The organism is Cupriavidus nantongensis (assembly GCF_001598055.1).
Taxonomy (GTDB): Bacteria; Pseudomonadota; Gammaproteobacteria; order Burkholderiales; family Burkholderiaceae; genus Cupriavidus; species Cupriavidus nantongensis.
Genome location: NZ_CP014844.1, coordinates 730283 through 754267, shown reverse-complemented (window position 1 = coordinate 754267; position 23985 = coordinate 730283). Strand labels below are relative to the sequence as shown.

21 protein-coding genes are annotated in these 23985 nt (G+C 68.3%); 1 reads left to right on the top strand and 20 read right to left on the bottom strand.

Annotated features, from left to right (window positions below; all coding sequences use genetic code 11):
- Window positions 1–37 precede the first annotated feature (37 nt).
- From A2G96_RS03420 to clsB, 5 genes are all read right to left on the bottom strand, one after another.
- Window positions 38–1237, bottom strand: coding sequence for an acetyl-CoA C-acyltransferase (locus A2G96_RS03420; protein ID WP_062796776.1), 1200 nt, complete (start codon window positions 1235–1237; stop codon window positions 38–40).
- A 21-nt stretch (window positions 1238–1258) separates the two neighbouring features.
- The gene (locus A2G96_RS03415) at window positions 1259–3682 is read right to left on the bottom strand and encodes a 3-hydroxyacyl-CoA dehydrogenase/enoyl-CoA hydratase family protein (RefSeq protein WP_062796774.1); all 2424 of its coding nucleotides are present in this window, start codon (window positions 3680–3682) and stop codon (window positions 1259–1261) included.
- A gap of 222 nt (window positions 3683–3904) precedes the next feature.
- The gene (locus A2G96_RS03410) at window positions 3905–5692 is read right to left on the bottom strand and encodes an acyl-CoA dehydrogenase C-terminal domain-containing protein (RefSeq protein WP_062796772.1); all 1788 of its coding nucleotides are present in this window, start codon (window positions 5690–5692) and stop codon (window positions 3905–3907) included.
- A gap of 75 nt (window positions 5693–5767) precedes the next feature.
- On the bottom strand, window positions 5768–6358 hold the full coding sequence (locus A2G96_RS03405) for a TetR/AcrR family transcriptional regulator (protein WP_062796770.1): 591 nt from the start codon (window positions 6356–6358) through the stop codon (window positions 5768–5770).
- A gap of 343 nt (window positions 6359–6701) precedes the next feature.
- Window positions 6702–8048 (bottom strand): cardiolipin synthase ClsB, encoded by a 1347-nt coding sequence (gene clsB / locus A2G96_RS03400; protein ID WP_062796768.1) that lies wholly within the window; start codon window positions 8046–8048, stop codon window positions 6702–6704.
- A 92-nt stretch (window positions 8049–8140) separates the two neighbouring features.
- Between clsB and mobB the strand changes: the two genes are divergently transcribed.
- Complete coding sequence (gene mobB / locus A2G96_RS03395; protein WP_062802035.1) at window positions 8141–8680, top strand: molybdopterin-guanine dinucleotide biosynthesis protein B; 540 nt, start codon at window positions 8141–8143, stop codon at window positions 8678–8680.
- Between the two features lie 12 nt (window positions 8681–8692).
- Here the strand turns inward: mobB and A2G96_RS03390 are convergent, their stop codons facing one another.
- The 15 genes from A2G96_RS03390 to A2G96_RS03320 form a co-directional block, all read right to left on the bottom strand.
- The gene (locus A2G96_RS03390) at window positions 8693–9475 is read right to left on the bottom strand and encodes an endonuclease/exonuclease/phosphatase family protein (protein ID WP_062796766.1); all 783 of its coding nucleotides are present in this window, start codon (window positions 9473–9475) and stop codon (window positions 8693–8695) included.
- Window positions 9472–9972 (bottom strand): dihydroneopterin triphosphate diphosphatase, encoded by a 501-nt coding sequence (nudB, locus tag A2G96_RS03385; protein ID WP_062796764.1) that lies wholly within the window; start codon window positions 9970–9972, stop codon window positions 9472–9474. Before nudB ends, A2G96_RS03390 begins: the two co-directional genes overlap by 4 nt.
- Window positions 9973–10075: 103 nt before the next feature.
- The gene (locus tag A2G96_RS03380; RefSeq protein ID WP_062802034.1) at window positions 10076–10987 is read right to left on the bottom strand and encodes a hypothetical protein; all 912 of its coding nucleotides are present in this window, start codon (window positions 10985–10987) and stop codon (window positions 10076–10078) included.
- Window positions 10988–11204: 217 nt separating this feature from the next.
- Entirely contained in the window at window positions 11205–13013 is a 1809-nt protein-coding gene (gene aspS, locus A2G96_RS03375; RefSeq protein ID WP_062796762.1) for an aspartate--tRNA ligase, read from the bottom strand.
- A gap of 65 nt (window positions 13014–13078) precedes the next feature.
- Complete coding sequence (locus A2G96_RS03370) at window positions 13079–13801, bottom strand: DUF502 domain-containing protein (RefSeq protein WP_062802033.1); 723 nt, start codon at window positions 13799–13801, stop codon at window positions 13079–13081.
- A 14-nt stretch (window positions 13802–13815) separates the two neighbouring features.
- A complete protein-coding gene (locus tag A2G96_RS03365; protein ID WP_062796760.1) occupies window positions 13816–14154 on the bottom strand; it encodes an FmdB family zinc ribbon protein in 339 nt (112 codons plus the stop codon).
- A gap of 165 nt (window positions 14155–14319) precedes the next feature.
- Window positions 14320–15756, bottom strand: a complete 1437-nt coding sequence (locus A2G96_RS03360; protein ID WP_062796758.1) for a high affinity choline transporter 1 — start codon at window positions 15754–15756, stop codon at window positions 14320–14322.
- A gap of 290 nt (window positions 15757–16046) precedes the next feature.
- Window positions 16047–16667, bottom strand: a complete 621-nt coding sequence (locus A2G96_RS03355) for a methyltransferase domain-containing protein (protein WP_062796756.1) — start codon at window positions 16665–16667, stop codon at window positions 16047–16049.
- A 43-nt stretch (window positions 16668–16710) separates the two neighbouring features.
- Window positions 16711–18288 carry a ubiquinone biosynthesis regulatory protein kinase UbiB gene (gene ubiB, locus A2G96_RS03350; RefSeq protein WP_062796754.1) on the bottom strand — a complete coding sequence of 526 codons (1578 nt, stop codon included), beginning with the start codon at window positions 18286–18288 and terminating at the stop codon, window positions 16711–16713.
- A 67-nt stretch (window positions 18289–18355) separates the two neighbouring features.
- Complete coding sequence (locus tag A2G96_RS03345; RefSeq protein ID WP_062796752.1) at window positions 18356–19081, bottom strand: ubiquinone biosynthesis accessory factor UbiJ; 726 nt, start codon at window positions 19079–19081, stop codon at window positions 18356–18358.
- 126 nt (window positions 19082–19207) lie between these two features.
- Complete coding sequence (locus tag A2G96_RS03340) at window positions 19208–20179, bottom strand: Tim44 domain-containing protein (protein WP_062796750.1); 972 nt, start codon at window positions 20177–20179, stop codon at window positions 19208–19210.
- A 76-nt stretch (window positions 20180–20255) separates the two neighbouring features.
- The gene (gene ubiE, locus A2G96_RS03335) at window positions 20256–20987 is read right to left on the bottom strand and encodes a bifunctional demethylmenaquinone methyltransferase/2-methoxy-6-polyprenyl-1,4-benzoquinol methylase UbiE (protein WP_012351721.1); all 732 of its coding nucleotides are present in this window, start codon (window positions 20985–20987) and stop codon (window positions 20256–20258) included.
- A 31-nt stretch (window positions 20988–21018) separates the two neighbouring features.
- Window positions 21019–21435 carry a gamma-butyrobetaine hydroxylase family protein gene (locus A2G96_RS03330; RefSeq protein WP_062796748.1) on the bottom strand — a complete coding sequence of 139 codons (417 nt, stop codon included), beginning with the start codon at window positions 21433–21435 and terminating at the stop codon, window positions 21019–21021.
- 79 nt (window positions 21436–21514) lie between these two features.
- Window positions 21515–23380, bottom strand: coding sequence for an ABC transporter ATP-binding protein/permease (locus A2G96_RS03325; protein ID WP_062796746.1), 1866 nt, complete (start codon window positions 23378–23380; stop codon window positions 21515–21517).
- 140 nt (window positions 23381–23520) lie between these two features.
- Entirely contained in the window at window positions 23521–23958 is a 438-nt protein-coding gene (locus tag A2G96_RS03320; protein ID WP_062796744.1) for an HIT family protein, read from the bottom strand.
- Between the last annotated feature and the right edge of the window lie 27 nt (window positions 23959–23985).

Genomic DNA, 23985 nt, shown 5'->3' with positions numbered 1-23985 from the left:
AGGGCGGGATGGCGCCGGGGCCATCCCGCAGGCGCGTTTATACGCGCTCGAAGATGCCGGCGGCGCCCATGCCCGTGCCGACGCACATGGTGACCATGCCGTACTTCAGGTTATGGCGGCGCAGCGCGTGCACCACCGTGGCCGAGCGGATCGCACCGGTGGCCCCGAGCGGGTGGCCCAGCGCGATCGCGCCGCCCATGCGGTTGACCCGCGCGGGATCCAGCTGCAGGTCGCGCATCACCGCCAGCGATTGCGCGGCGAAGGCTTCGTTCAGCTCGATCCAGTCCAGCTGGTCCTGGCTCAGGCCCGCCGCCTTCAGCGCCGCCGGGATCGCCTCCTTGGGGCCGATGCCCATGATCTCGGGCGGCACGCCGCGCACCGCGAACGACACGAAGCGCGCCAGCGGCACCAGGTTGAACTGCTTCAGGATCTTCTCCGAGACCAGGATCAGCGCACCGGCGCCGTCGGAGGTCTGCGAGCTGTTGCCGGCGGTGACGCTGCCCTTGTTGGCAAACACCGGGCGCAGCTTGCCCAGGCCCTCGAGCGAGGTATCCGGGCGCGGGCCTTCGTCCAGCGCGATGGTGCGGGTCTTCACGCTGACCTGGCCGCTGGCCAGGTCCGGGAAGCGCTCGATGGTCTCGACCGGGGTGATCTCGTCGCGGAACTCGCCCGCCTGCTGCGCGGCGATGGCCTTCTGGTGCGACGCCAGCGAAAACGCGTCCTGGTCCTCGCGGCTGACCTGCCACTGCTGCGCGACCTTCTCGGCGGTCAGGCCCATGCCGTAGGCAATGCCGATGTTCTCGTCGCAGGTGAAGATCTCCGGCGACATCGACGGCGTGTTGCCCATCATCGGCACCATGCTCATCGATTCCACGCCGGCGGCGATCATCACGTCGGACTCGCCCACGCGGATGCGGTCGGCGGCCATCGCCACCGCGCTCAGGCCCGAGGCGCAGAAGCGGTTGACGGTGATGCCGCCGACGGTGTTGGGCAGCCCCGACAGCAGCGCGCCGATGCGGGCCACGTTCAGGCCCTGCTGGGCCTCGGGGATGGCGCAGCCGACGATGGCGTCTTCGATCAGCTTCGGATCCAGGTCGGGCACCTGTGCCACCGCGGCCTTCAGGATGGTGGCCAGCAGGTCGTCGGGGCGCGTGTGTTTGAACGCGCCCTTGGGGGCCTTGCCGATCGGCGAGCGGGTGGCCGCAACGATGTATGCGTCTTGCAGTTGTTTCATGATGTCGGTTCCTCGCTTGCCCTGTTAGTTGCGCACCGGCTTGCCGGTCTGCAGCATGCCCATGATGCGCTCCTGCGTCTTGCCGGTACCCAGCAGGTCGACGAAGGCCTTGCGCTCCAGCGCCAGCAGCCATTCCTCGCTGACCAGCGCGCCGGCGTCGACGTCGCCGCCGCACACCACTTCGGCGATGCGGGTGGCGATCAGGAAATCGTGCGCCGAGATAAAGCCGCCGTCGCGCATATTGACCAGCGACGCCTTGATGGTGGCCACGCCCGAACGGCCGGCCACCGGGATCAGCGTCGGCAGCGGCGCGCGGTAGCCGGCGTCGGCGAGCGCGCGCACGGCGTTCTGCGCCACGTACAGCAGTTCATGCACGTTGAAGACGATCTGGTCGGACGGCTGCAGGTAGCCCATCTGGCGCGCTTCCAGCGCCGAGCCCGAGACCTTGGCCATGGCCGCGCTCTGGAAGCGGCTGGTCAGGAACTGCAGGTAGTTGGTGCTGCCCGCGGCCTGCGCCGCGCGCGCGGCCGCGAGCGCCGCTTCCTTCAAACCGCCGCCGGCCGGCACCAGGCCCACGCCCACTTCGACCAGGCCGATATAGGTTTCCAGCGCCGCCACGCGTGCGGCCGAGTGCAGCATCAGTTCGCAGCCGCCACCGAGCGCAATGCCCGACGCCGCCGACACCACCGGCACCGCGGCGTACTTCACGCGCATCATGCCGTCCTGGAATTTCTTCACGAACGGCTCGATGCCCTTGGCGCCGCCCATCATGAAGGCGGGCATCGCCGCTTCCAGGTTGGCGCCGGCCGAGAACGGGCCGCCCGGCGCGCCCAGCTGCAGCGAGGTCGGCTGCCACACCACCAGGCCCTTGTAGCCGGCCTCGGCAAGGTCGATGGCGCGGGTCAGGCCGTCGATCACGTCGGGCCCGATGGTGTTCATCTTGCTCTTGAACGAGACCACCAGCACGTCGTCCTGGCCCTCGCCCACCCAGATGCGCACCGCGTCGTTCTCTTCGACGGTGCGGCCGGCCTTGCGCGGATCGGCCGCGGCGGTGCCCTGCAGCGCGGCGCGGAAGGCCTGGCGCTGGTACACCGGCAGCGTGCTGCGCGCGACGAACGACTGCGTTGCGGGCGACCACGAACCGGCCGCTGCGTGCACACCCTGGTTGTCGGCAACCGGGCCGGTGAACACCCACGCCGGCAGCGGCGCGCCCGACAGCGCCTTGCCGCCCTCGACGTCTTGCTTGACCCACTCGGCCACCTGCTTCCAGCCGGCCGCCTGCCAGTCCTCGAACGGGCCCGAGTTCCAGCCGAAGCCCCAGCGGATCGCCAAGTCGATATCGGCAGCCGAGCCGGCGATCTGCTCCAGGTACACGGCGATGTAATGGAACACGTCGCGGAACACCGCCCACAGGAACTGCGCCTGCGGGTTGGTCGACTCGCGCAGCAGCCGGATGCGCTCGGCCGGTTCCTTCTTCAGCATGCGCACCACGATCTCGTCGGCCTTCTTGCCGGCATCGACATACTGGCCGGTGCTGGCGTCGAGCACCTTGATCGCCTTGCCTTCCTTCTTGTAGAAGCCGGCGCCGGTCTTCTGCCCGAGCGCGCCCGCATCGACCAGGCCCTTGAGCACGGCCGGGGTCTGGTACACCGGCGCGAACGGGTCGTCGTGCAGGTTGTCCTGCATGGTCTTGATCACGTGCGCCATGGTGTCGAGGCCGACCACGTCCGCGGTGCGGAAGGTGGCGGACTTGGCGCGGCCCAGCTTGGAGCCGGTCAGGTCGTCGACCACGTCGAACGGGATACCGAACTTCTGCGCCTCGGCGAACACCGCCAGGATCGAGAAGATGCCGACGCGGTTGGCGATGAAGTTGGGCGTGTCCTTGGCGCGCACCACGCCCTTGCCGAGCGTGGTGGTCAGGAAGGCTTCCAGCTGGTCGAGGATCTGCGGCTGCGTGGTCGCGGTCGGGATCAGTTCGACCAGGTGCATGTAGCGCGGCGGGTTGAAGAAGTGGACGCCGCAGAAGCGCGACTTCAGATCCGCATCAAACCCGTCGGACAGCGCGGTGATCGACAGGCCCGAGGTGTTGGTGGCGAAGATCGCGTGCGAGGCCAGGTGCGGCGCGACCTTCTTGTACAGGTCGTGCTTCCAGTCCATGCGCTCGGCGATCGCCTCGATCACCAGGTCGCATTCCTTGAGCAGGGCGATATCGTCTTCGTAGTTGGCCGCCTGGATCAGGCCGGCCTCTTCCTTCAGGCCCAGCGGCGCGGGCGACAGCTTCTTCAGGTTGTCGATGGCGCGCAGCGCGATGCCGTTCTTCGGACCTTCTTTTGCGGGAAGGTCGAACAGCACCACCGGCACGCGCGCGTTGATCAGGTGGGCGGCAATCTGCGCGCCCATGACGCCGGCACCCAGCACGGCGACTTTCTTGACGATGAAATTGGACATGCTCGCTCCTGAATTAGTGAGCGTTGAGGTGAGAGTTTCTTCGGGCGCTTCTTTTGCTGCGGGCCTGCTCCCCTCTCCCATTTATGGGAGAGGGGTTGGGGGAGAGGGCAGGCGCTTCGACGAAGTGCCTCGGCATATCGACCTCCTGCCCTCTCCCCCGGCCCCTCTCCCGCAAGCGGGAGAGGGGAGCAAGCCGGCGCCAAAGGAAGCCGCCTGGGCAGATCAGAACAAATCCGCGTCCAGCGCCATCAGCGACGCCGAACCCGCGCGCGCCTTGCGGATCTCGCCGGCGGTTTCCGGCAGCAGCTTGGCAAAGTAGAAGCGCGCGGTGGCCAGCTTGGCGGTGTAGAACTTGTCGCCGCTGCCCTGCTTCTCCAGCGCGACCTTGGCCATGCGGGCCCAGAAGTACGCGAACACCAGGTGGCCCACCACGCGCAGGTACGGCACCGCGGCGGCGCCGACTTCGTCGGCATTGCCCATCGCCTTCATGCCGATTTCCATGGTCAGCTTCTGCACCTTGTCGCCCAGGTCGGCCAGCGGGTTGACGAACTCCTGCATGGCTTCATTGGTGCCTTCGGCCTCGACGAATTCCTGCACGATCTTGCCGAAGGCCTTCATCTTCGCGCCCATGTCGCCCAGGATCTTGCGGCCCAGCAGGTCCAGCGCCTGGATCGTGTTGGTGCCTTCGTAGATCATGTTGATGCGGGCGTCGCGCACGTATTGCTCCATGCCCCATTCGGAGATGTAGCCATGGCCGCCGAACACCTGCATGCCCTCGTTGGTGGCGGTGAAGGCGTTGTCGGTCAGGAACGCCTTGATCACCGGCGTCAGCAGCGCGACCAGGTCGCCGGCCTGCTTGCGCACGGCTTCGTCCGGGTGCGACAGCTCGCGGTCGATCTGCAGCGCGGTCCAGTAGCTGAAGGCGCGGCCGCCTTCGGCGTAGGCGCGCTGGGTCAGCAGCATGCGGCGCACGTCGGGATGCACGATGATCGGGTCGGCGGCCTTCTCGGGTGCCTTGGGGCCGGTCAGCGCGCGCATCTGCAGGCGGTCCTTGGCGTAGGCGACCGAGTTCTGGTACGCCACCTCGGTCAGCCCCAGGCCCTGCGCACCGACGCCCAGGCGCGCCGCGTTCATCATCACGAACATGGCGTTCAGGCCCTTGTTGGGCTCGCCCACCATCCAGCCGCGCGCGCCGTCCAGGTTCATCACGCAGGTGGCGTTGCCGTGGATGCCCATCTTGTGCTCGATCGAGCCGCACTGGATGCCATTGCGTTCACCCGGGTTGCCGCTGGCATCGGGGATGAACTTGGGCACCACGAACAGCGAGATGCCCTTGGTGCCGGCGGGCGCGTCCGGCAGGCGCGCCAGCACCAGGTGGATGATGTTCTCGGCCAGGTCGTGCTCGCCGGCGGAGATGAAGATCTTGGTGCCGGTGATCAGGTAGGAACCGTCGGCCTGGGGCTCGGCCTTGCTGCGCAGGATGCCCAGGTCGGTGCCGCAATGCGGCTCGGTCAGGCACATGGTGCCGGTCCACACGCCGGACACCAGCTTGGGCAGGTAGGTCTGCTGCAGTTCGGGGGTGCCGTGTGCGTGCAGGGCCTCATAGGCGCCGTGCGACAGGCCCGGGTACATGGTCCAGGCCTGGTTGGCCGAGTTCAGCATCTCGTAGACCACGTTGTTGACCACGATCGGCAGGCCCTGGCCGCCGAAGGCGGGATCGCACGCCAGTGCCGGCCAGCCGGCCTCGACATACTGCTGGTAGGCTTCCTTGAAGCCGGTGGGCGCCTTGACCACGCCGTCGCCGACGTAGGTGCAGCCTTCGCGGTCGCCCACCTGGTTGAGCGGGAACACCACGTCCGCGCAGAACTTGCCGGCTTCCTCGATGACCTGGTTGATGGTGTCCGCGTCGATGTCCGCGTGCGGCGGCATCGCCTTGAGTTCGGCTTCGGCGCCGAGCAGTTCATGGAGCACGAACTGCATGTCGCGCAACGGTGCGGTGTACTGGCCCATCAGAGACTCCTTGGAGTTATGCGATGCCGCCACGCCGCCCGTCCCGCTTGCGCGCGACGGCCCGACCGGGCGACCTCAGGTACGGTAAGACTGAATCAGTTTGTTGAGCGCGACCATGGCAAGCTCGGCGCTGTCGGGCAGGCGCAGGAAACGGGCGTCATGATGCAAGCCTAGTTCAAGGCTGTACATCTCGAACAGCATCAGGCGCGGATCGCAGTCCGCGCGCAGGTGCCCCTCTTCCTTGGCCTGGTTGATGGCGCGGTTCAGCGCTGCCCGCCAGATGGTGACGCTCTTGACCAGCTCGTCACGCACCAGGCTGCCGGCGCGGTCGTCGTACTCGACCGCGCCGCTGATGTAGATGCATCCCGTCGTCACTTCCTGGATGCGCTTCTCCATCCAGCGCCGCACCATCGACCACAGCCGCGGCAGTCCGCGCGGCTCCTGCAGCGAGGGATAGAACACCTCCTGCTCGAACCGGCGGTGATACTCCCGCACCACCTCCACCTGCAGGTCCTCGCGCGAACCGAAATGCGCGAAGACGCCGCTCTTGCTCATCTGCATGCGTTCCGCGAGCAGCCCGATGGTCAGACCTTCGAGCCCGTCGCGGGACGACAATTCCAGTGCGGCATCCAGAATCGCCACGCGCGTCATCTCGCCCTTGCGCATGGGCGAGGGCGACGAGGCGGCGGATTCGAGACGGGCTGACTGGTGTCGCATGTTTTTTCTCCGTTCTGCGGGGCCTGTCGCGGCTCCGCGTATGACCCTGACGTTGCATTCATTGCTTGCGGGCGGCCGGCGGATTTGCCGGTGCATACCGCGAATGCACGCAGTCTAAGCCAAAAAAGAACGGTCGTTCAGATTATTCTGGCGCGGCACCTGCCCATCAAGCTTTTAATTAGACCGCTGTTTCTAAACGGACTGCAATGCAGCATGTCCGCCAGCCGCGATGCTGCAACCGGTTTCAGCGTGGGCGTTGCCGCATGGCAGCAAACGCACACGACCACACCGTTCAGTAGCGGCCGGTGACGCCGGCGATGATCACGCCCAGCCGCAGCAGCATATAGGCCGCCCAGTTGGCCAGCCGGTGCAGCGGCGAGCGCCGCGCATGCGCGTCGGGCAGCACGCGCACGCTGCGGTGCGCAATGGCACGCTCCAGCGCTTCGCGCAGTTCGGCGGCGAAGGCCGCATCATAAACGGCAACGTTGGCCTCGCGCGCGAGCAGCAGGCTGAACGGGTCCATGTTGCTCGACCCGACCGTGGCCCAGGCCTCGTCGACCACGCCGACCTTGGCGTGCAGGAAGCTCTCGGCGTACTCGTAGATCTCGACGCCGGCCTCGAGCAACGAGGCATAGAGCGCATGGGTGGCGTAGTGCTGCAGCCGGTATTCGACCATGCCCTGCAGCAGCAGCCGCACGCGCACGCCGCGCTCGCGGCAGGCCAGCAACGCGCGCCGCATCTTGTGGCCGGGCAGGAAGTAGGCGTTGGCGAGGATCACGTCGTGGCGCGCGGCGCCCAGCGCGCGCAGGTATTCGCGCTCGATGGTGCGGCGGTTGCGCAGGTTGTCGCGCAGCAGCAGCGTGGCGCGGATGCCGCCGGTGACTTCAGGGCGCGGCGGCAGGTCGGTCACCAGCGGGTAGTCGGCGACCGCCGCGGCACGCTCGCTGCCGCGCGCCTCGCGCAGCGACAGCCGCCACCACAGCCGCTCCGACGACAGCGCGATGCGGTCCACCAGCGGACCGCTGACCTGCACCGCGAAGTCATAGCGCGGCCCCAGGTTGGCGCCTTCGAAAGGCCCGTGGTTGTGGTCGTCGATGATGTTGATGCCGCCGACAAAGGCCACATGGCGGTCGATCACGGCGAGCTTGCGGTGCAGCCGGCGCAGGTGGCGCCGCGCCAGGCGGAAGCCGCGCAAGGCGCGGTAGACGCGCAGGCGCACGCCGCCCGCGCGCAGCCGCTCGGCCAGTTCGGCGGGCATGTCGCCGGCGCCGAAGCCGTCCACCGTCACGCGCACCGCGACCCCGCGCGCGGCGGCGCGGATCAGCGCATCGGCAACGGCGCGGCCGACCTCGTCGTCGGCATAGATGTAGGTTTCCAGCATGACCTGGAACGCGGCCTGGTCGATCGCGGCGATCAGCGCCGGAAAGAAGTCGTGGCCGCCGTGCAGCAGCCGCACCGTGTTGCCGGAGGTGGGCCTGCCGCGGCGCCAGGCCCAGCGCAGCATGTGGTGGCGATAGGCGGGCTCGCCGGTGGTGGCGGTGTCGTGCGCCGGGGCGTCCTCGGCCTGGGCGGAGTGGGAGATCCGTGACATGCCGTGATTATCGGACAGTTTGCGGCGTGCAAGGCGCCGCCTGCACATTGGCGCGCCGAACTCTGCTATCGTCGATGCCGATGCGCTGCGCGCCGATGCCGGCGCGCGCGCAGACTCCCGACGCCCCTACGGAAACCATGGTGAAGGTATTCGGCATTACCGGCTCGTCCGGCAGCGGCAAGACCACGCTGCTGGACCAGCTCATCCCCTGCTTCGTCGGCGCCGGCCTGCGCGTGGCCGGCGTCAAGCACACCCACCACGGCTTCGATCCCGACACGCCCGGCAAGGATTCGTGGCGCATGCGCGCGGCCGGCTGCGCCAACGTCGTGCTGGTCGGCGCGCGCCACCTGACGCTGATGCGCCATTACCCCGAGGCCGTGCCTTCGCCGGAGCTCGACGATGCGCTCGCGGTGCTGCCGCCCGACACCGACCTGGTGCTGGTGGAAGGCTACAAGCGCAGCGATTTTCCCAAGCTGGAGGTGTTCCGTCCCGCGCTGGGCCGTGCGCCGCTGTGGGACGAGGTGCCTGGCGTGGTGGCGGTCGCGAGCGACGATCCTGCCGCCGTCGCCGCCATGACCACGCTGCCGGTGCTTGACCTGAACGATGCGCAGGCGGTGTTCGCGTTTATCCGCGACTATCCCCTGCCCGGCCCCGAGAGCGGCGCGGCTGACCTCACGTAGCCGCAGGCGTCCTCACGCGGCCTTGTCGGCGGGCGCGTCCCGCTCCACCATTTCGCCCAGCGGATGGCCGAGCTCCGCCACCAGTGGCACGTGGTCGGAGCGTTGCGCCCAGTCGCGGCCGGTCAGCGCGTGGGCGCGCTCGATCTCGTAGCCGCGCACATAGATGCGGTCGAGCTGCCACCACGGCATATGGCTGGGAAAGGTATGCAGCCGCGCGCCGCGCGCGTGCGAGGCCTCGACCGCGCCCAGGGTATTGCAGATCTGCGCGTCGAGCCGGTGGTTCCAGTCGTTGAAGTCGCCGGCGATTACCAGCGGCACGCCCGCCGGCACCACGTTCTGCACCCGCTCCACCAGCGCCTCGGCCTGGCGCGCGCGGCTGCGCGCGAACAGGCCGAAATGCACGCAGATCAGGTGGGTCTCGACGCCGTGCACGTCCGCCACCGCGTGCAGCAGCCCGCGCTGCTCGAAGCGGTGATCGGAAATATCGAGGTTCTCGGACATCAGGATCGGATGGCGCGACAGGATCGCGTTGCCGTGATGGCCGTAGTCGTAGACCGCATTGCGGCCGTAGACCGAATGCGGATAGGCGTCGGTGGCCAGGTAGTTGAGCTGGGTGTGTTCGGGGTCGAACAGCGCCGCCGCCACCAGGCGGTCGTTGCGGTCCTGCACTTCCTGCAGGAAGACGATGTCCGCGTCCATCGCATGCAGGCCGGCACGCACGTTCTGGATGCGCGGGCGCCGCGCGATGCCGGTCACTCCCTTGTGGATGTTGTAGGTGACCACGCGCAGCTTCATGGCTGCCCTCCGACGGCGGCGTGGCGGCTGGCATCGCCTTCCTGCGCGTGCGCACCTACCGCACGCCACGCCAGCTGGCGGATGGCGTCGGCATTGCTGCTGGAAAAGCATTGCTGCGCCGCCTGTTGCCATGGCAGCCACTTGTATTGCAGGTGTTCGCGTGGCGCCAGCGTCACCGGCAGCGCCTCGGCCACGCGCAGGCCGAACCAGTGCTCGGTATTGCGCGTGACCCCTTCGGCGTAGCGGTGGCGCCACTGCGGGTAGATGTCGTACTGGATGGCGTGGCCCCAGTCGGTCAGCTGGTGCTCGCCGGCGATGATGCCGGTTTCCTCGGCGACTTCGCGCGCGGCGGTCAGGGCCAGGGGTTCGTCCAGGGTGTCGAGGCTGCCGGTGACGGACTGCCAGAACCCGGGGCGATCGGCGCGTTCCAGCAGCAAGACTTGAAGATCTGGCGTGTAAATCACCACCAGCACGGATTCCGGGATCTTGTATGACATGGGTCTGGGCCAAAGGACAAACCCAAGGATAGCGCAGGCGCGCGCGCTTGCCACGGGAAAGCGCCGCGGCGCCTATGCGCTGGCGCCGCAAATTCTGTACCGATCAGGCGGCGCTGCGCGCGCCCTGCATGCCGTGCGGGGCCAGGTAGGGTTCGGTGCTGCCGTGGCGCTGCCAGGTGTCGAACACCTGCGGCGATTCGCCATGGCCCCAGGCCGCGCGCAGCTGCTCCATCAGCGGCGCCAGCGCGTGGCGGTAGCGCCTGGAGGCGGCATGCGCGTGGGTGGCGAGGGTCTCGGCGCGCTGGCGCGCTTCGCCCTGCAGCCGCGTGCGTTCCTGCGCGATTTCCTTCTCGCGCTGGCCCAGCGTGTTGTACTTCTGGATCAGGAAGCGCTGGTAATCGCCGCCATCCATGCCCTGCGCCGCCTGCGCGTTGACCTGCTCGAAGCGCAGCACGATGCTGCCGGTTTCCTGCTCGATATGGGCAGCCTCGGCGTCCAGCGCCTGCAGCGCCTCGTGCACGCGCTGGGCGTCGCGGCGCAGCGCCTGCACCTGCGCGGCCTCGTCCTCGAACACGCGCTGCGCATCGAGGTAGGCCTGCACCACCGGTTGCGGCGCCACCACCAGCAGCGGATCGGCGCCGTCGGCGCGCTGGCCGGCAAGCAAGGCATCGTCGGCCAGGCGCAGGTTGCCGAGCTCGTCGAGCCAGCGTCCGCGCGTCATCACCACGCCGACGGTGTCCAGCGCCAGCCGCCGCAGGGCCTCGGCGCGCTGCATCTCGACCGGCTCGGCCACCGCCTGGGGCGACGCTGCCTGCACCGCGTGGGCGATGTCCGGCACGCACGCGGCCACCGTGGTCGCCACCGATTCGGACATGGCCTGCGCCGCGCGGCGCTGGGCGCGGCGCAGCTCGAAGCGTGCCAGCAGCATCATGATCAGCCCCGCTGCCAGCCAGGTCAGGATGGTCTCCTGGTGGGCCAGCAGGAACTGGCGGATCAGTTCGGTATCCAGGTTCAGGTTCACGAATTTCCTCCCGAGTGCCGGGAACCTTCATCACGGGGCCCCTCGGCAAATTGCGTGTCGAATTGCGGATCAAAGGGAGAAGACCGGCCCGCCGCCGGCTTCGTTCCGACCGGTAACAAATCGAAACCAATGCGCCGCTGCGCCGGCATTGCGCAGACAGAAAAAAAGCCGCGCATTCGCGCGGCTTTCTTGCGGATCGAACCGGTCCCGGTCAGGCGTTGGGCTTGGGCTCGGCGGTGCGCAGGCGGATATGCAGCTCGCGCAGCTGCTTCTCGTCGACCGAGCTCGGCGCCTGCGTCAGCAGGTCCTGGGCGCGCTGGGTCTTGGGGAAGGCGATCACGTCGCGGATCGAGTCGGCGCCGGCCATCATGGTGACGATGCGGTCCAGGCCGAAGGCCAGGCCGCCGTGCGGGGGCGCGCCGTACTGCAGCGCGTCGAGCAGGTAGCCGAACTTGGCGCGGGCTTCCTCGTCGTTGATCTTGAGCGCACGGAACACCTTGCTCTGGATGTCCGAGCGGAAGATCCGCACCGAGCCGCCGCCCATTTCCCAGCCGTTCAGCACCATGTCGTAGGCCTTGGCCAGGCACTTGCCCGGGTCGGTCTCGAGGTATTCCAGGTGCTCGTCCTTGGGGCTGGTGAACGGGTGGTGCATGGCCACCCAGCGCGCGTCTTCCTCGTCGTACTCGAACATCGGGAAGTCCACCACCCACAGCGGCTTCCAGGCGTCCTCGAACAGGCCGTTGGCCTTGCCGAAGTCCGAATGGCCGATCTTCAGGCGCAGCGCGCCGATCGAGTCGTTGACCACCTTGGCCTTGTCGGCGCCGAAGAAGATGATGTCGCCGTCCTGCGCGCCGGTGCGCTTCAGGATCTCGGCAATGGCGGCGTCGTGCAGGTTCTTGACGATCGGCGACTGCAGCCCGTCGCGGCCCTTGGCGACTTCGTTGACCTTGATCCAGGCCAGGCCCTTGGCGCCGTAGATGCCGACGAACTGGGTGTAGGCATCGATCTCGCCGCGCGAGATGGCGCCGCCGCCCGGCACGCGCAGTCCGACCACGCGGCCGTTGTCGCTGTTGGCCGGGCCCGAGAACACCTTGAAGTCGACGTCCTTCATCACCTCGGTCAGCTCGGTGAATTCCAGCTTGACGCGCAGGTCAGGCTTGTCCGAGCCGAAGCGCGCCATGGCCTCGCGGAACTCCATCACCGGGAATTTGGCGTCGAGGTCGACGTCGATGGCGTTCTTAAACACCGTGCGCATCATGTCCTCGAACAGGTCGCGGATCTCCTGCTCGGTCAGGAACGAGGTCTCGCAGTCGATCTGCGTGAATTCGGGCTGGCGGTCGGCGCGCAGGTCTTCGTCGCGGAAGCACTTGGTGATCTGGTAGTAGCGGTCGAAGCCCGACACCATCAGCATCTGCTTGAAGATCTGCGGCGATTGCGGCAGCGCGAAGAAGTGGCCCGGGTTCACCCGCGACGGCACCAGGTAGTCGCGCGCGCCTTCGGGCGTGCTCTTGCCCAGCATCGGCGTCTCGATGTCGATGAAGCCCTGCGCGTCCAGGAACTTGCGCACTTCCATCGCCACCTTGTAGCGCAGGCGCAGGTTGTACTGCATCTGCGGGCGGCGCAGGTCGAGCACGCGGTGCGTCAGGCGCGTGGTTTCCGACAGGTTGTCGTCGTCGAGCTGGAACGGCGGCGTGACCGACGGGTTCAGCACGGTCAGCTCGTGGCACAGCACCTCGATCTTGCCCGAGGTCAGGTTGGCGTTCTCGGTGCCGGCCGGGCGCGCGCGCACCTTGCCGGTGACGCGGATGCAGAACTCGTTGCGGATCTCTTCCGCGGCCTTGAACATCTCCGGGCGATCCGGATCGCACACCACCTGCACCAGGCCCTCGCGGTCGCGCAGGTCGATGAAGATCACGCCGCCATGGTCGCGGCGGCGCTGGACCCAGCCGGTCAGGGCCACTTCCTGGCCCGAGAATTGTTCGGTCACCAGACCGCAGTAGTGAGTACGCATGGAGGACATAAGGAGATTCCCGGTAAAACGCGGCTGCCCGATTGCATCGCGCAGCCCGTGATCAGTTTGGAGGCTCAAGGATCGGTGGTCTGGACCGGTTCCTCGCTGCTGGACCTGCCGGCCGCGCCGGCCGCGCTGGACGGGGCCGCCGGCCGGGGCGCGCTGCCGTTCTTGCGCGGCAATTCGGCCGGTGCCACCACGCCCATCGAGACGATGTACTTGAGCGCGGCGTCGACGGTCATGTCGAGTTCGATGGTGTCGGCCTTGGGCATCATCAGGAAGAAGCCCGAGGTCGGATTGGGGGTGGTCGGCACGTAGACGCTGACGTACTCGCCCTGCAGGTGGTTCTGCACGTCGCCGCCGGGGCGCCCGGTCAGGAAGGCGATGGTCCACGAGCCCTCGCGCGGATACTGCACCAGCAGCGCCTTGCGGAAGGCATTGCCCGACGACGACAGCAGCGTGTCCGAAACCTGCTTGACGCTGGTGTAGATCGGGCCCACCACCGGGATATGGCCCAGCAGCGCTTCCCACCAGCGCACCAGGCGCTGGCCGATGAAGTTATGCGCCAGCAGCCCGACCAGCAGGATGAACAGCAGCGTCAGGATCGCGCCGAGGCCGGTCACGCGCTTGCCGAACATCAGCCGGTCCGGCCGCCAGGCTTCCGGCAGCAGCGCCAGGCTCTGGTCCATCGTGCCGATGATCAGGCTCAGCACCCACAGCGTGATGCCCAGCGGCACCAGCACCAGCAGCCCGGTCAGGAACCAGGTCTTGAGGGCGGAAGTCTTCTTGGCTACCACTTGGCGGGTCCGGCTCAGTGGCAGGCGCAGGCGCTGCCGCAACCGCCGGCGGCCGGGGCCGCCGCGGCGGTGCCGCCCGACGACGTTTCAGCCGCCGCCGGCGCGCTGGCCGCAGCCGCGGTGCCGCCGGCTGCGCCGGTGGCCGCGGGCGCGCTGGCGCCACCGCTGCCACCGCGGAAGTCGGTCACGTACCAGCCCGAGCCCTTGAGCTGGAAGCCGGCAGCGGTCAGCTGCTTCTTGAACGCGCCGGCGGCGCCGCACGACGGGCAGTCCGTCAGCGGGGCATCGCTCATTTTCTGCAGCACATCGCGCCCGTGTCCGCAGGCGTCGCAACGGTAGGCATAGATCGGCATGGTGTTATTTCGCGAGAAAACTTGGGAATCGGTACCAGGACGGGCATCGCCGCCGGCCGGGGCGGCCGCGGAAATCCTCCCGCGCGGCGATGCAAAGCCTTGAATTATAAACCGTTCCGGGGCTGCCTGACCGGCGGAAATAAGGGGGTGGGCGCCCCCGCGCGGTCAGGCGATATGGACTTCCTTGACCGGCGCGTGATCTGCAATCCACTGCGGCAGCAGCGAGCCGATCACCATGCCGCTGACCGAGAACAGCAGGCCGACCATCTGCGGCGGCACCACGGCATCGGCAAAGGCGATCTCGCAGGTCAGCCAGGACGACAGCCCCAGCAGGATCGCGGCCAGCCCGCCCTGGCGGGTGGCGTGCTTCCAGAACATGCCGAAGGCCAGCGGCACGAACGACGACACCAGCGTGACCTTGTAGGCATTTTCGACCATATGGAAGATCGACAGGTGCGAGTTCAGCGCGAACAGCGTCACCAGCGTGGTGAACACCAGCACCACGGTCTGCATCACGCGCAGGAACTGCTTGTCGTCGAGATGGCGGAAGTACGGCCGCAGGATGTTTTCGGCAAAGGTCACCGACGGCGCCAGCAGCGTCGCCGAGGCGCAGCTCTTGATTGCCGACAGCAGCGCGCCGAAGAACATCACCTGTGCGAACATCGGCGCGTGCTGCAGGATCAGCTGCGGCAGGATCAGCTGTGAATCGGTGTCGATGTACTTGGCCACCATGCCGGGGTCGATCAGCGTGGCCGAGTACGCCAGGAACATCGGGATAAAGGCGAAGCAGAAGTACAGCACGCCGCCCAGCACCGACGCGCGCCCGGCGATCTGCTCGGTGCGCGACGAGGTCACCCGCTGGAACACGTCCTGCTGCGGGATCGAGCCCAGCATCATGGTGAACAGCGCCGCCGCGAAGCCGATGATCTGCACGAAATCCAGCGCCGGCCAGAACTCGAACTTGCCGGCCGCGGCCGCATGCGACACCACCGCCGTCACGCCGCCGGCCTGGCCGCTGACCTCGTAGCCGATATACATCATGCCGATCACGATGATGATCATCTGGATGAAGTCGGTGATCGCCACCGACCACATGCCGCCGAACAGCGTATAGACCAGCACGCTGGCGGCGCCGATCATCATGCCGGCCTCCTGCGACAGCGCGCCGTCCGACACGGTATAGAACACCAGCCCCAGCGCCTTGATCTGCGCCGCGACCCAGCCCAGGTAGGAGACCACGATGCACAGCGTGGTCAGCACCTCGGCCAGCCGACCGTAGCGGTTATGGTAGTAGTCGCCGATGGTCAGCAGGTTCATCCGGTACAGCGGCCGGGCAAAGAACAGGCCCACCAGGATCAGGCACAGCGACGACCCGAACGGGTCCGACACCACGCCCGACAGGCCTTCCTTCAGGAACACGGCGGGAATGCCCAGCACGGTCTCCGAGCCGAACCAGGTGGCGAAGACGGTGGCGGTGACGATATGGAACGGCAGGCTGCGCCCGGCGACGGCGAAATCGGTGGTGTTGCGCACGCGCAGCGCCGCCCACAGGCCGATGCCGACCGAGATTACCCAGTAGATGATGACAAACCAGATCAGCATGCCGCTGCCCTATGCAGAAGGTGCCCTTGTGGCGAGAAACCGAATGCCGGGCGGCTGGGCGCGGGTGCGCGCGCGGGGCCCGGAGTCCAATTCATCGGTCGGGGCCGCATATCGGGGTGCCTGGCGCGTCCCGACGAGGCGGGCAACGCGGCGGGGGCCCGCGGTCGTAGCCGAATCAAAACGCGGATTATAGCGACGCAGACCGGCGCGGGCGAAAAAAATTCCCCGCTGGCGCGAATGCGCCACGCGGGAACCCGCCTGCGACACAGGGAAGCCGGCAGTCGGCGGGTTCAGGCGCCGCGCCGGCGCCATACCTGCCAGCGCTCCTGCCCCTGGAACACCGGCAGCGGCGCGGCCGAGGGTCGGTCCTCGATGCGCTCGAAGGCCGGCGCCAGCAGCGCATCGAGCTCCGCCTGGGGCATCGCGAACGGCGGTCCGCCGCGGTTCTCGCCCAGGTAGAAGTAGCCCGCCAGCAGCCCGCCCGGCGGCAGCAGCTCGGCCACGCGGGCGCCATAGGCCGCGCGCAGCGCCGGCGGCAGCGCGCACAGGAAGGCGCGCTCGTAGATCAGCTCGCACGCCGGCTGCGGCGTGAAGGCGAAGAAATCGCCCTGCTGCACCACCGCGCCGGCCGGTCCGAGCGCGCGCCGCGCCGACGCCACCGCCTGCGGCGAGAAGTCGATCGCCGTCACCGGCCAGCCGCGCTCGAACAGCCACGCCGCCTCCCAGCCGTTGCCGCAGCCCGGCACCAGCGTCGGACACGGCTGGCGGCCCTCGATAAAGCTGCGGAATTCGCCGGGTACGCCGCCCAGGTCCCAGGGCGTGAAGCCTTCCTTGAAGCGCTCGTCCCAGAACGCCGGGTCGCCGGCATTGCGCGTGGTGAAGCCCGGCACTGGCTTGCTGGTATCGCCCATGGGTCTGTCTCCGTCCCTTCTATCTTTTAGTATTGGCCTGCGCCTACCAGTAGCCGGCCCAGCCCAGCACGTGCGTCAGCACGATGCCGGCGACGAAGCCGCCCACCAGCAGCACCGCGGTGCCGAGCAGCCGGTTGGTGCGGCGCTGCTCCAGCACCAGCATCGCCAGCAGCTTGTCCTGCTCGCCGTTGCTGGTAAGCGCGCGCCGCTCCAGGAACTGGTGCGCCAGGCGCGGGAAGTCGGGCAGCATCTTGGCCCACTGCGGCGCCTCGACCTTGATCCGCTCCCACGCGCCCTGCCAGCCCACCTGCTCGTGCATCCAGCGCTCCAGGAACGGCTTGGCGGTCTTCCACAGGTCCAGGTCGGGGTCGAGCTGGCGGCCCAGCCCTTCGATATTGAGCAGGGTCTTCTGCAGCAGCACCAGCTGCGGCTGGATCTCGACGTTGAAGCGGCGCGAGGTCTGGAACAGCCGCATCAGCACCATGCCCAGCGAGATTTCCTTGAGCGGCTTGTCGAAGTACGGCTCGCAGCAGGCCCGCACCGCGCTTTCCAGTTCCTCGACGCGGGTCTCGGGCGGGACCCAGCCGGATTCCACGTGCAGCAGCGCCACGCGGTGGTAGTCGCGGCGGAAGAAGGCAATGAAGTTCTGCGCCAGGTAGTTCTTGTCGAATTCCGACAGCGCGCCGACGATGCCGAAGTCCAGCGCGATATAGCGGCCGAAGGTCTCGGGCTGCACCGACACCAGGATGTTGCCCGGGTGCATGTCGGCATGGAAGAAGCCGTCGCGGAACACCTGGGTGAAGAAGATCTCGACGCCCTCTTCGGCCAGCTGGTGCATGTCGACGCCGGCGGCCTTGAGCGAGTCGGTGCGCGAGATCGGGATGCCGTGCATGCGCTCCATCACGAACACCGTGCTGCTGCACCAGTCCCAGAACACCTCGGGCACCAGCAGCAGGTTGGTATCGGCAAAGTTGCGGCGCAGCTGGCTGGCGTTGGCCGCCTCGATCATCAGGTCGAGCTCGTCGTGCAGGTACTTGTCGAACTCGGCCACCACCTCGCGCGGCTTCAGGCGCTTGCCGTCGGCCCAGAAGCGCTCGAGCCAGGTCGCCATGTCGCGCATCAGCGCCAGGTCGCTGTCGATCACCGGCAGCATGCCGGGGCGCAGCACCTTCACCGCGACCTCGCGCCCGTGGCTGGGACCGCCCCTGAGCGTGGCGAAGTGGACCTGCGCGATCGACGCACTTGCCACCGGCTGATGTTCGAAGGTCTCGAACAGCTGCTCCAGCGGGCGCCCGAGCGAGCGCTCGATGATCCTGACCGCCACCGCCGAATCGAACGGCGGCACCTGGTCCTGCAGCTTGGCCAGCTCGTCGGCAATGTCCGGCGGCATCAGGTCGCGCCGGGTCGACAGCACCTGGCCGAACTTGACGAAGATCGGGCCCAGCCGCGTCAGCGCCAGCCGCAGCCGCACGCCGCGCGGCATGTCGAGCTTGCGGCCGATGGTAATGACCCGTACCAGGAAGCGGATCCTGCGGCTGCTAAAGCCCGAGAGCACCAGCTCGTCCAGGCCGTAGTAGAGGATGACGAAAAGGATCTTGCCAAGGCGCAGGAGGCGGGTCATTCGGGAGTCTTCACGGGGCCGGGCAGGCAGTCAGTGGATAGTGGGAAGGAGGCGTGGCCGGGCCGGCTCAGCGGTGCGGCGACGGCAGCTTGCCGGAGGGGCCAGGCTGGCCCGGCGCGGGCGGCGTGCCGCCGCGCTGGGGCCGGTCCTGCCGGCCCTGCCGGTCCTGCCGGTCCAGTCGCTCCAGCCGCTTCTCCAGCCGCGCCAGCCGGTCGCGCAGCCGGCCCACGTCGGCGCCGAACTCGTCCAGCGCGGCGTGGCGCACCAGCGTCGGCTGCTCGTCGAGCAGGTAGTCGGTGACATTGTCGACCAGCGCGCGGCCCACGCGCGTGGCCTGCTCATGCACCTGGCGCGCGCCGTCGACCACGCGCTGCGCCACGCTGTCGCTGACCGGCCCGCCCAGGATGCCGCGCAGCGCGCGCGACAGGTCCTCGGCGGCATCCCAGCGCAGGTTGCGCGCCAGCGTCGACACCGTGTTGGCCAGCTCGGCGTCGCCCTCGATGCGCACATGGCGCATGGCGGCGGCCTGGCCGCCTTCGGCCACGTCGGCGGCCACCAGCGGCCACTGCTGCACCGGCACGCGCAGCGTCACCGCGGGCGCCTCGGCCGCCGGCGCCAGCTCGGTGCAGCCGTGCTCGGTCACCTTGAGCGACAGCTCGAAGGCGGCGGCATCGAAACGGATCACGCGTCCGGCAAACGGCGCCAGCTGGTTGCGGGCCCACGGCTCCTGCTCGAGCAGGTGGTTCAGTGCCGAGACGGCAGGCGTGGCCAGGGCGGAAGGCAGAGTATTCATGGCGGCGCGGATGGCGGGCAGGCGGCGACGCGCGGGACCGGCGTCGCAAACAAAAAGGCCCACGCTTTCGCGTGGGCCTCCATTCTAAGCTACTCCCCCCGGCGCATCACCGCCGCGGGTGCGGCATCAGGACTCCTGCTGGATCCCGGCCAGCAGCCAGCCGCCGCTGCCGGAAACCGGCTTGGCCAGGTTCCAGACCTCGCCGAACGGCTGCGCCGCCTCGCCCGCCTTCTCGCGGATCATGCCCGAGAAACGCACGCTGGCCAGGTGCTGGGCCGGCGACGACTCGATGCCGAGCAGCTGGGCTTCGAGCGTGACCACGTCGGTCTTGTTGACCTCGGCGCCGCGCTCGGCCAGGTCCATCTTGATCTCGGCGAACATTTCCGGCGTGGTGAACTCGCGGATATCGTCCAGGTTGCCGGCATCCCAGGCGGCCTGCAGGCGCACGAAGTGGACCTTGGCGTTGCGCAGGAAGGAGTCGGTATCGAAGTCGGCCGGCACGCCCCACGGCTGCTGCGCCACGGCACCAGCGGCAGCGGCGCCAGCGGCGGCACCGGCAGCGGGCAGAACCGGGTTGCCCGACACCGGCGGCGTCGGCTCGCCGCGGAACATCGGCTCGGCGTCGCGGCCCAGGTTGGGCGCATGGCCGGCACCGGCGTAGGCCGGCTGCGCGGTGCGCTTGCTGCCGCCGCGGAACTTGCGGATCAGCCAGATCGCGGCGAATGCCACCAGCGCGATCAGGATCAGGTTGGACAGGAAGGTCAGCGCCGCGCCGCCCAGGCCGAAGTGCGACAGCAGCCAGCCGATACCCAGGCCGGCGGCGATGCCGCCCAGGATGCCGCCCCAGTTACGCTTGGGCGCCGCGGTCGCGGCCGCGCCGGCTGCCCCGGCGGTGGCCGGTGCCGCCTGCTGTACGGGTTGCTGCGCCTGCTGCGTGGGCGAAGTGGGCTGGGTCTGCTGGCGCTGGGTCACCGACTCGGACTGCTTGCCGATGCTGCGCGAGCCACCCATGCGCTTGGCCTCGGCGTCGAAGGCCATGCCGACGGCCAGCGCCGTGACCAGCGACCCCACCAGGAATTTTCCACGAATTGACGACATATGCTGTTATCATCCCCTGTCAGTTCCGCCCATATCCGGGCGAGCATGGCGATTTCAAGTGTTCTTTCAAGTGTTCTCAATACTTGCGTCCGACATGGAGCGCCACCACTCCGGCCGTCAGATTGAAGTATTCGACATTCTCCAGGCCCGCATGTTCCATTAAGCGTACAAGTGAAACCTGGTCTGGATGCATTCTGATCGATTCCGCGAGATAGCGATAGCTCGGGGCATCCCCAGCCACGCGCTGGCCCAGCCACGGCAGCACCTTGAAAGAATAGACGTCGTAGGCTTTCTCCAGCGGTTTCCACACCTTGGAGAACTCCAGCACCATGACCTTGCCGCCCGGCTTGACCACGCGGCGCATCTCGGCCAGCGCGGCCTCCTTGTGCGTCATGTTGCGCAGGCCGAAGGCGACCGTGACCAGGTCGAAGTAGTTGTCGGGGAACGGGATCTTCTCGGCGTCGCACAGCGCCACCGGCGTGACGATGCCCTTGTTGAGCAGCCGGTCGCGCCCCACGCGCAGCATCGACTCGTTGATATCGGTCAGCCAGACCTGCCCGGTCGGGCCGGCCTGCTTGGCGAACGCCTTGGCCAGGTCGCCGGTGCCGCCGGCGATGTCCAGCACCTTGTGGCCCGGGCGCACCCCCGCCTGCGCGATGGTGAACATCTTCCACAGCCGGTGCATGCCGCCCGACATCAGGTCGTTCATCACGTCGTACTTGCTGGCCACCGAATGGAACACGCCGGCAACCTTGCCGGCCTTTTCCGTTTCGTCGACCTTTTCGAACCCGAAGTGGGTTTCACTCATCTTTCAAGACTCCAGGATTGTCGGGGGCGGCTCAGTGATGGCCGCAGCCGTGCCCGCCGCCGGCGGCGGGCATCGGGGTGTCGCGATCGGCGCCGGCCGCTGCCAGGCGCTGCAGGTAGTCCTGCCACAACGCGTCCTGGTTGTCGCCCAGGCGGTACAGCAGGTCCCACGAATAGATGCCGGTGTCGTGGCCGTCGGAGAAGCGGATCTGGATCGCGTAGTTGCCGACCGGCTCGACCGCGTCGACGCCGACCTCGCGCTTGCCGGTCTGCAGCACCTCCTGCCCCGGGCCATGGCCCTGGACTTCGGCGGAGGGCGAATACACGCGCAGCAGCTCGAACGGCAGCCGGAAGCTGCGGCCGTTGTCGAAGCCGATCTCGAGCACGCGCGATTGCGTGTGCACCGTCAGCGCGGTGGGATGGGGGGTGTCTTTTTCCAGGCCTGCCATGGTGATCGCGGCCCGCTGACGGGCGCTTGTGAGGGTGATTGCCGCATGATGCCGCGCCGGCTGCCGCGGCAGCCCCGCATCACGCTTCGCATACGACCCGATAGCTTACCCCAGGCTCGCCGGCTTGCGCAGCCCGGGCCGCTTCGCCGTCCTGCGGCACATAGCGCAGCCGGCGCTGGTGGAAGGCCGCCACGGTGCTGCGGTGCGCAATGCTGACGATGGCCGTGTGCGGCAGCTGCTCCACCATCAGCTGGTACATGGCGCGCTCGGTGTCTTCGTCGAGCGCGCTGGTGGCCTCGTCGAGAAACAGGTAATCCGGCTTCTGCAGCAGCGCGCGCGCAAAGGCCAGGCGCTGCTGCTCGCCCGGCGACAGCCGCAGCGACCAGTTGTCGAACACGTCGAGCTGGTCCGCCAGCGCGGCCAGGCGGGTCTGGCGCAGCGCCGCCTGCAGCACGTCCTTGCCGTGTTCGGTGCCGGCGTCCGGGTAGGCCAGCGCATCGGCGAGCGTGCCGATCGGCAGGTAGCTGCGCTGCGGCAGGAACAGCCGGCGCGCGCCCTCGGGCATGGTCACGGTGCCGCTGCCGTACGGCCAGATTCCGGCCAGCGCGCGGAACAGCACGCTCTTGCCGCAGCCCGACGGGCCGCTCACCAGCCAGCGCTCGCCCGGCGCCACCGCCAGCGAGAACGGCGCCACCAGCGGCCGCTGGCCCACCGCCGCGCCGCGCGCGGCGCGCACCGGCAAGGCCAGCGCCAGGCTGTCGATATCGATGCCGTCTTGCGGCTTGCCGTGGTACGCCACCTCGATATCGCGGCTGCCGTCCTGCGACGCATCCTGCCGCTCGGCCACGCGGATCGCTTCCTGGAAATCGATCAGGCGGTTGGCCGCCGCCTTCCAGCCCACCAGCGTGGCATAGCTGTCGACGAACCACGACAGCGCGCCCTGCACCTGCCCGAATGCCGAGCTGGTCTGCATCAGACCGCCCAGCGTCATCTTGCCGGCGAAGTAGCGCGGCGCCGCCACCAGGATCGGGAAGATGATGGCGAACTGCGCATAGCCGGAACTGACGAAGGTCAGCCGCCGCGTATAGCGCATCAGCTGGTTCCAGTTGGCGCGGATGCGGTCGAAGCGCGCGCGCAGGCCGGCCTGCTCGGTCGGCTCGCCGCGGTACAGCGCCACCGGCTCGCTGTTCTCGCGCAGGCGCACCAGCGTGAAGCGGAAGTCGGCTTCGTATTGCTCCTGCTGGAAGTTCAGCCCGATCAGCGGGCGGCCGACCACGTGCGCCACCAGCGAGCCGATCACCGCATAGCCGGCCGCGAACCACACCATGTAGCCGGGGATGGTCCATTCGGTGCCGCCCAGGGCAAAGCTGATCGGGCCCGACACGGTCCACAGGATGCCGACGAAGGACAGCAGCGTCACCACCGAGTTGAGCAGCCCCAGCGACAGCGACAGCGCGCCGTCGGTGAACAGCCGCAGGTCATCGGCGATCCGCTGGTCGGGGTTGTCGGTGGCGTGGGTCTGTTCGATGCGGTAGTAGGCCTGGTGCCCGAGCCAGTGCCCCATGAAGCGGCCGGTCATCCAGGTACGCCAGCGCATCTGCAGCATCATGGTGTAGTACTGGCGCGAGATCGCCGCGACGATAAAGAACGCCGCGATCCACGAGAAGCGCAGCAGCAGCACCTTGAACGACGCGTAATCGCGCTGCTCCAGCGCGTTGTAGAACACGCGGTTCCATTCGTTGAGCAGCACGTTGATATAGACGATGCCCAGGTTGAGCACCACCACCAGCGCCAGCAACCCTAGCCCGGCGAGGCGGTCTTCGGATTTCCAGTAGGGCTTGATCAGCGCCCAGGTCGCGGCCATGCGCAGCCGGCTCTGGATCTTGAGGGCCCGGGCGGGAACGGCCGGGCCCGGTACGGTGACGGAAGTCGGAGTGGAGGACATAGCGGCAGCGCTTGGCCCGCCAGCGCAGCCGGCCGGGCTTGTTGTTCTGGATACCGTGGCGGGCCACGGCGGCAACAGCATTCAGACGGTCGCGGCCGTGCGCGGGTTCCGCGCGTGCGGCTTGCGGCTGGCCGCCTGCCTCAGGCGTCGCCCGCCTCGACCAGCGCAAGCGCCGTACGCAGCGCCGGCAGCCGGCTGGCCAGTTCCTGCACGCGCACGGGGTCGGCCGCGCGCTGCGGCGCCGCCCAGATCGCCTCGGGAAAATGCGTGTCCCAGCGGTAGCGCGGGATGATATGCCAGTGCAGGTGCGGCACCATGTTGCCGAACGCCGCCAGGTTGACCTTGTCCGGCGCCATCACCTCGCGCACCACGCGCTCGACGCGCGCCACCAGCCGCATCAGCCAGGCCTGGTCACCCTCGTCCAGGTCGCTCAGCTCGGCCACATGGTCGTTCCAGACGATGCGGCAGAAGCCGGGAAAGCGGTCATGCTCGACCAGGATCAGGCGGGCGCGGTCGCCCATCCAGACCAGTTCGCCGCCATCGGTTTCGCAGAGGGGGCAGTTGGGGCTCTTGATCATGCGGCGCGTTACCTTTCGTGCTGCCTC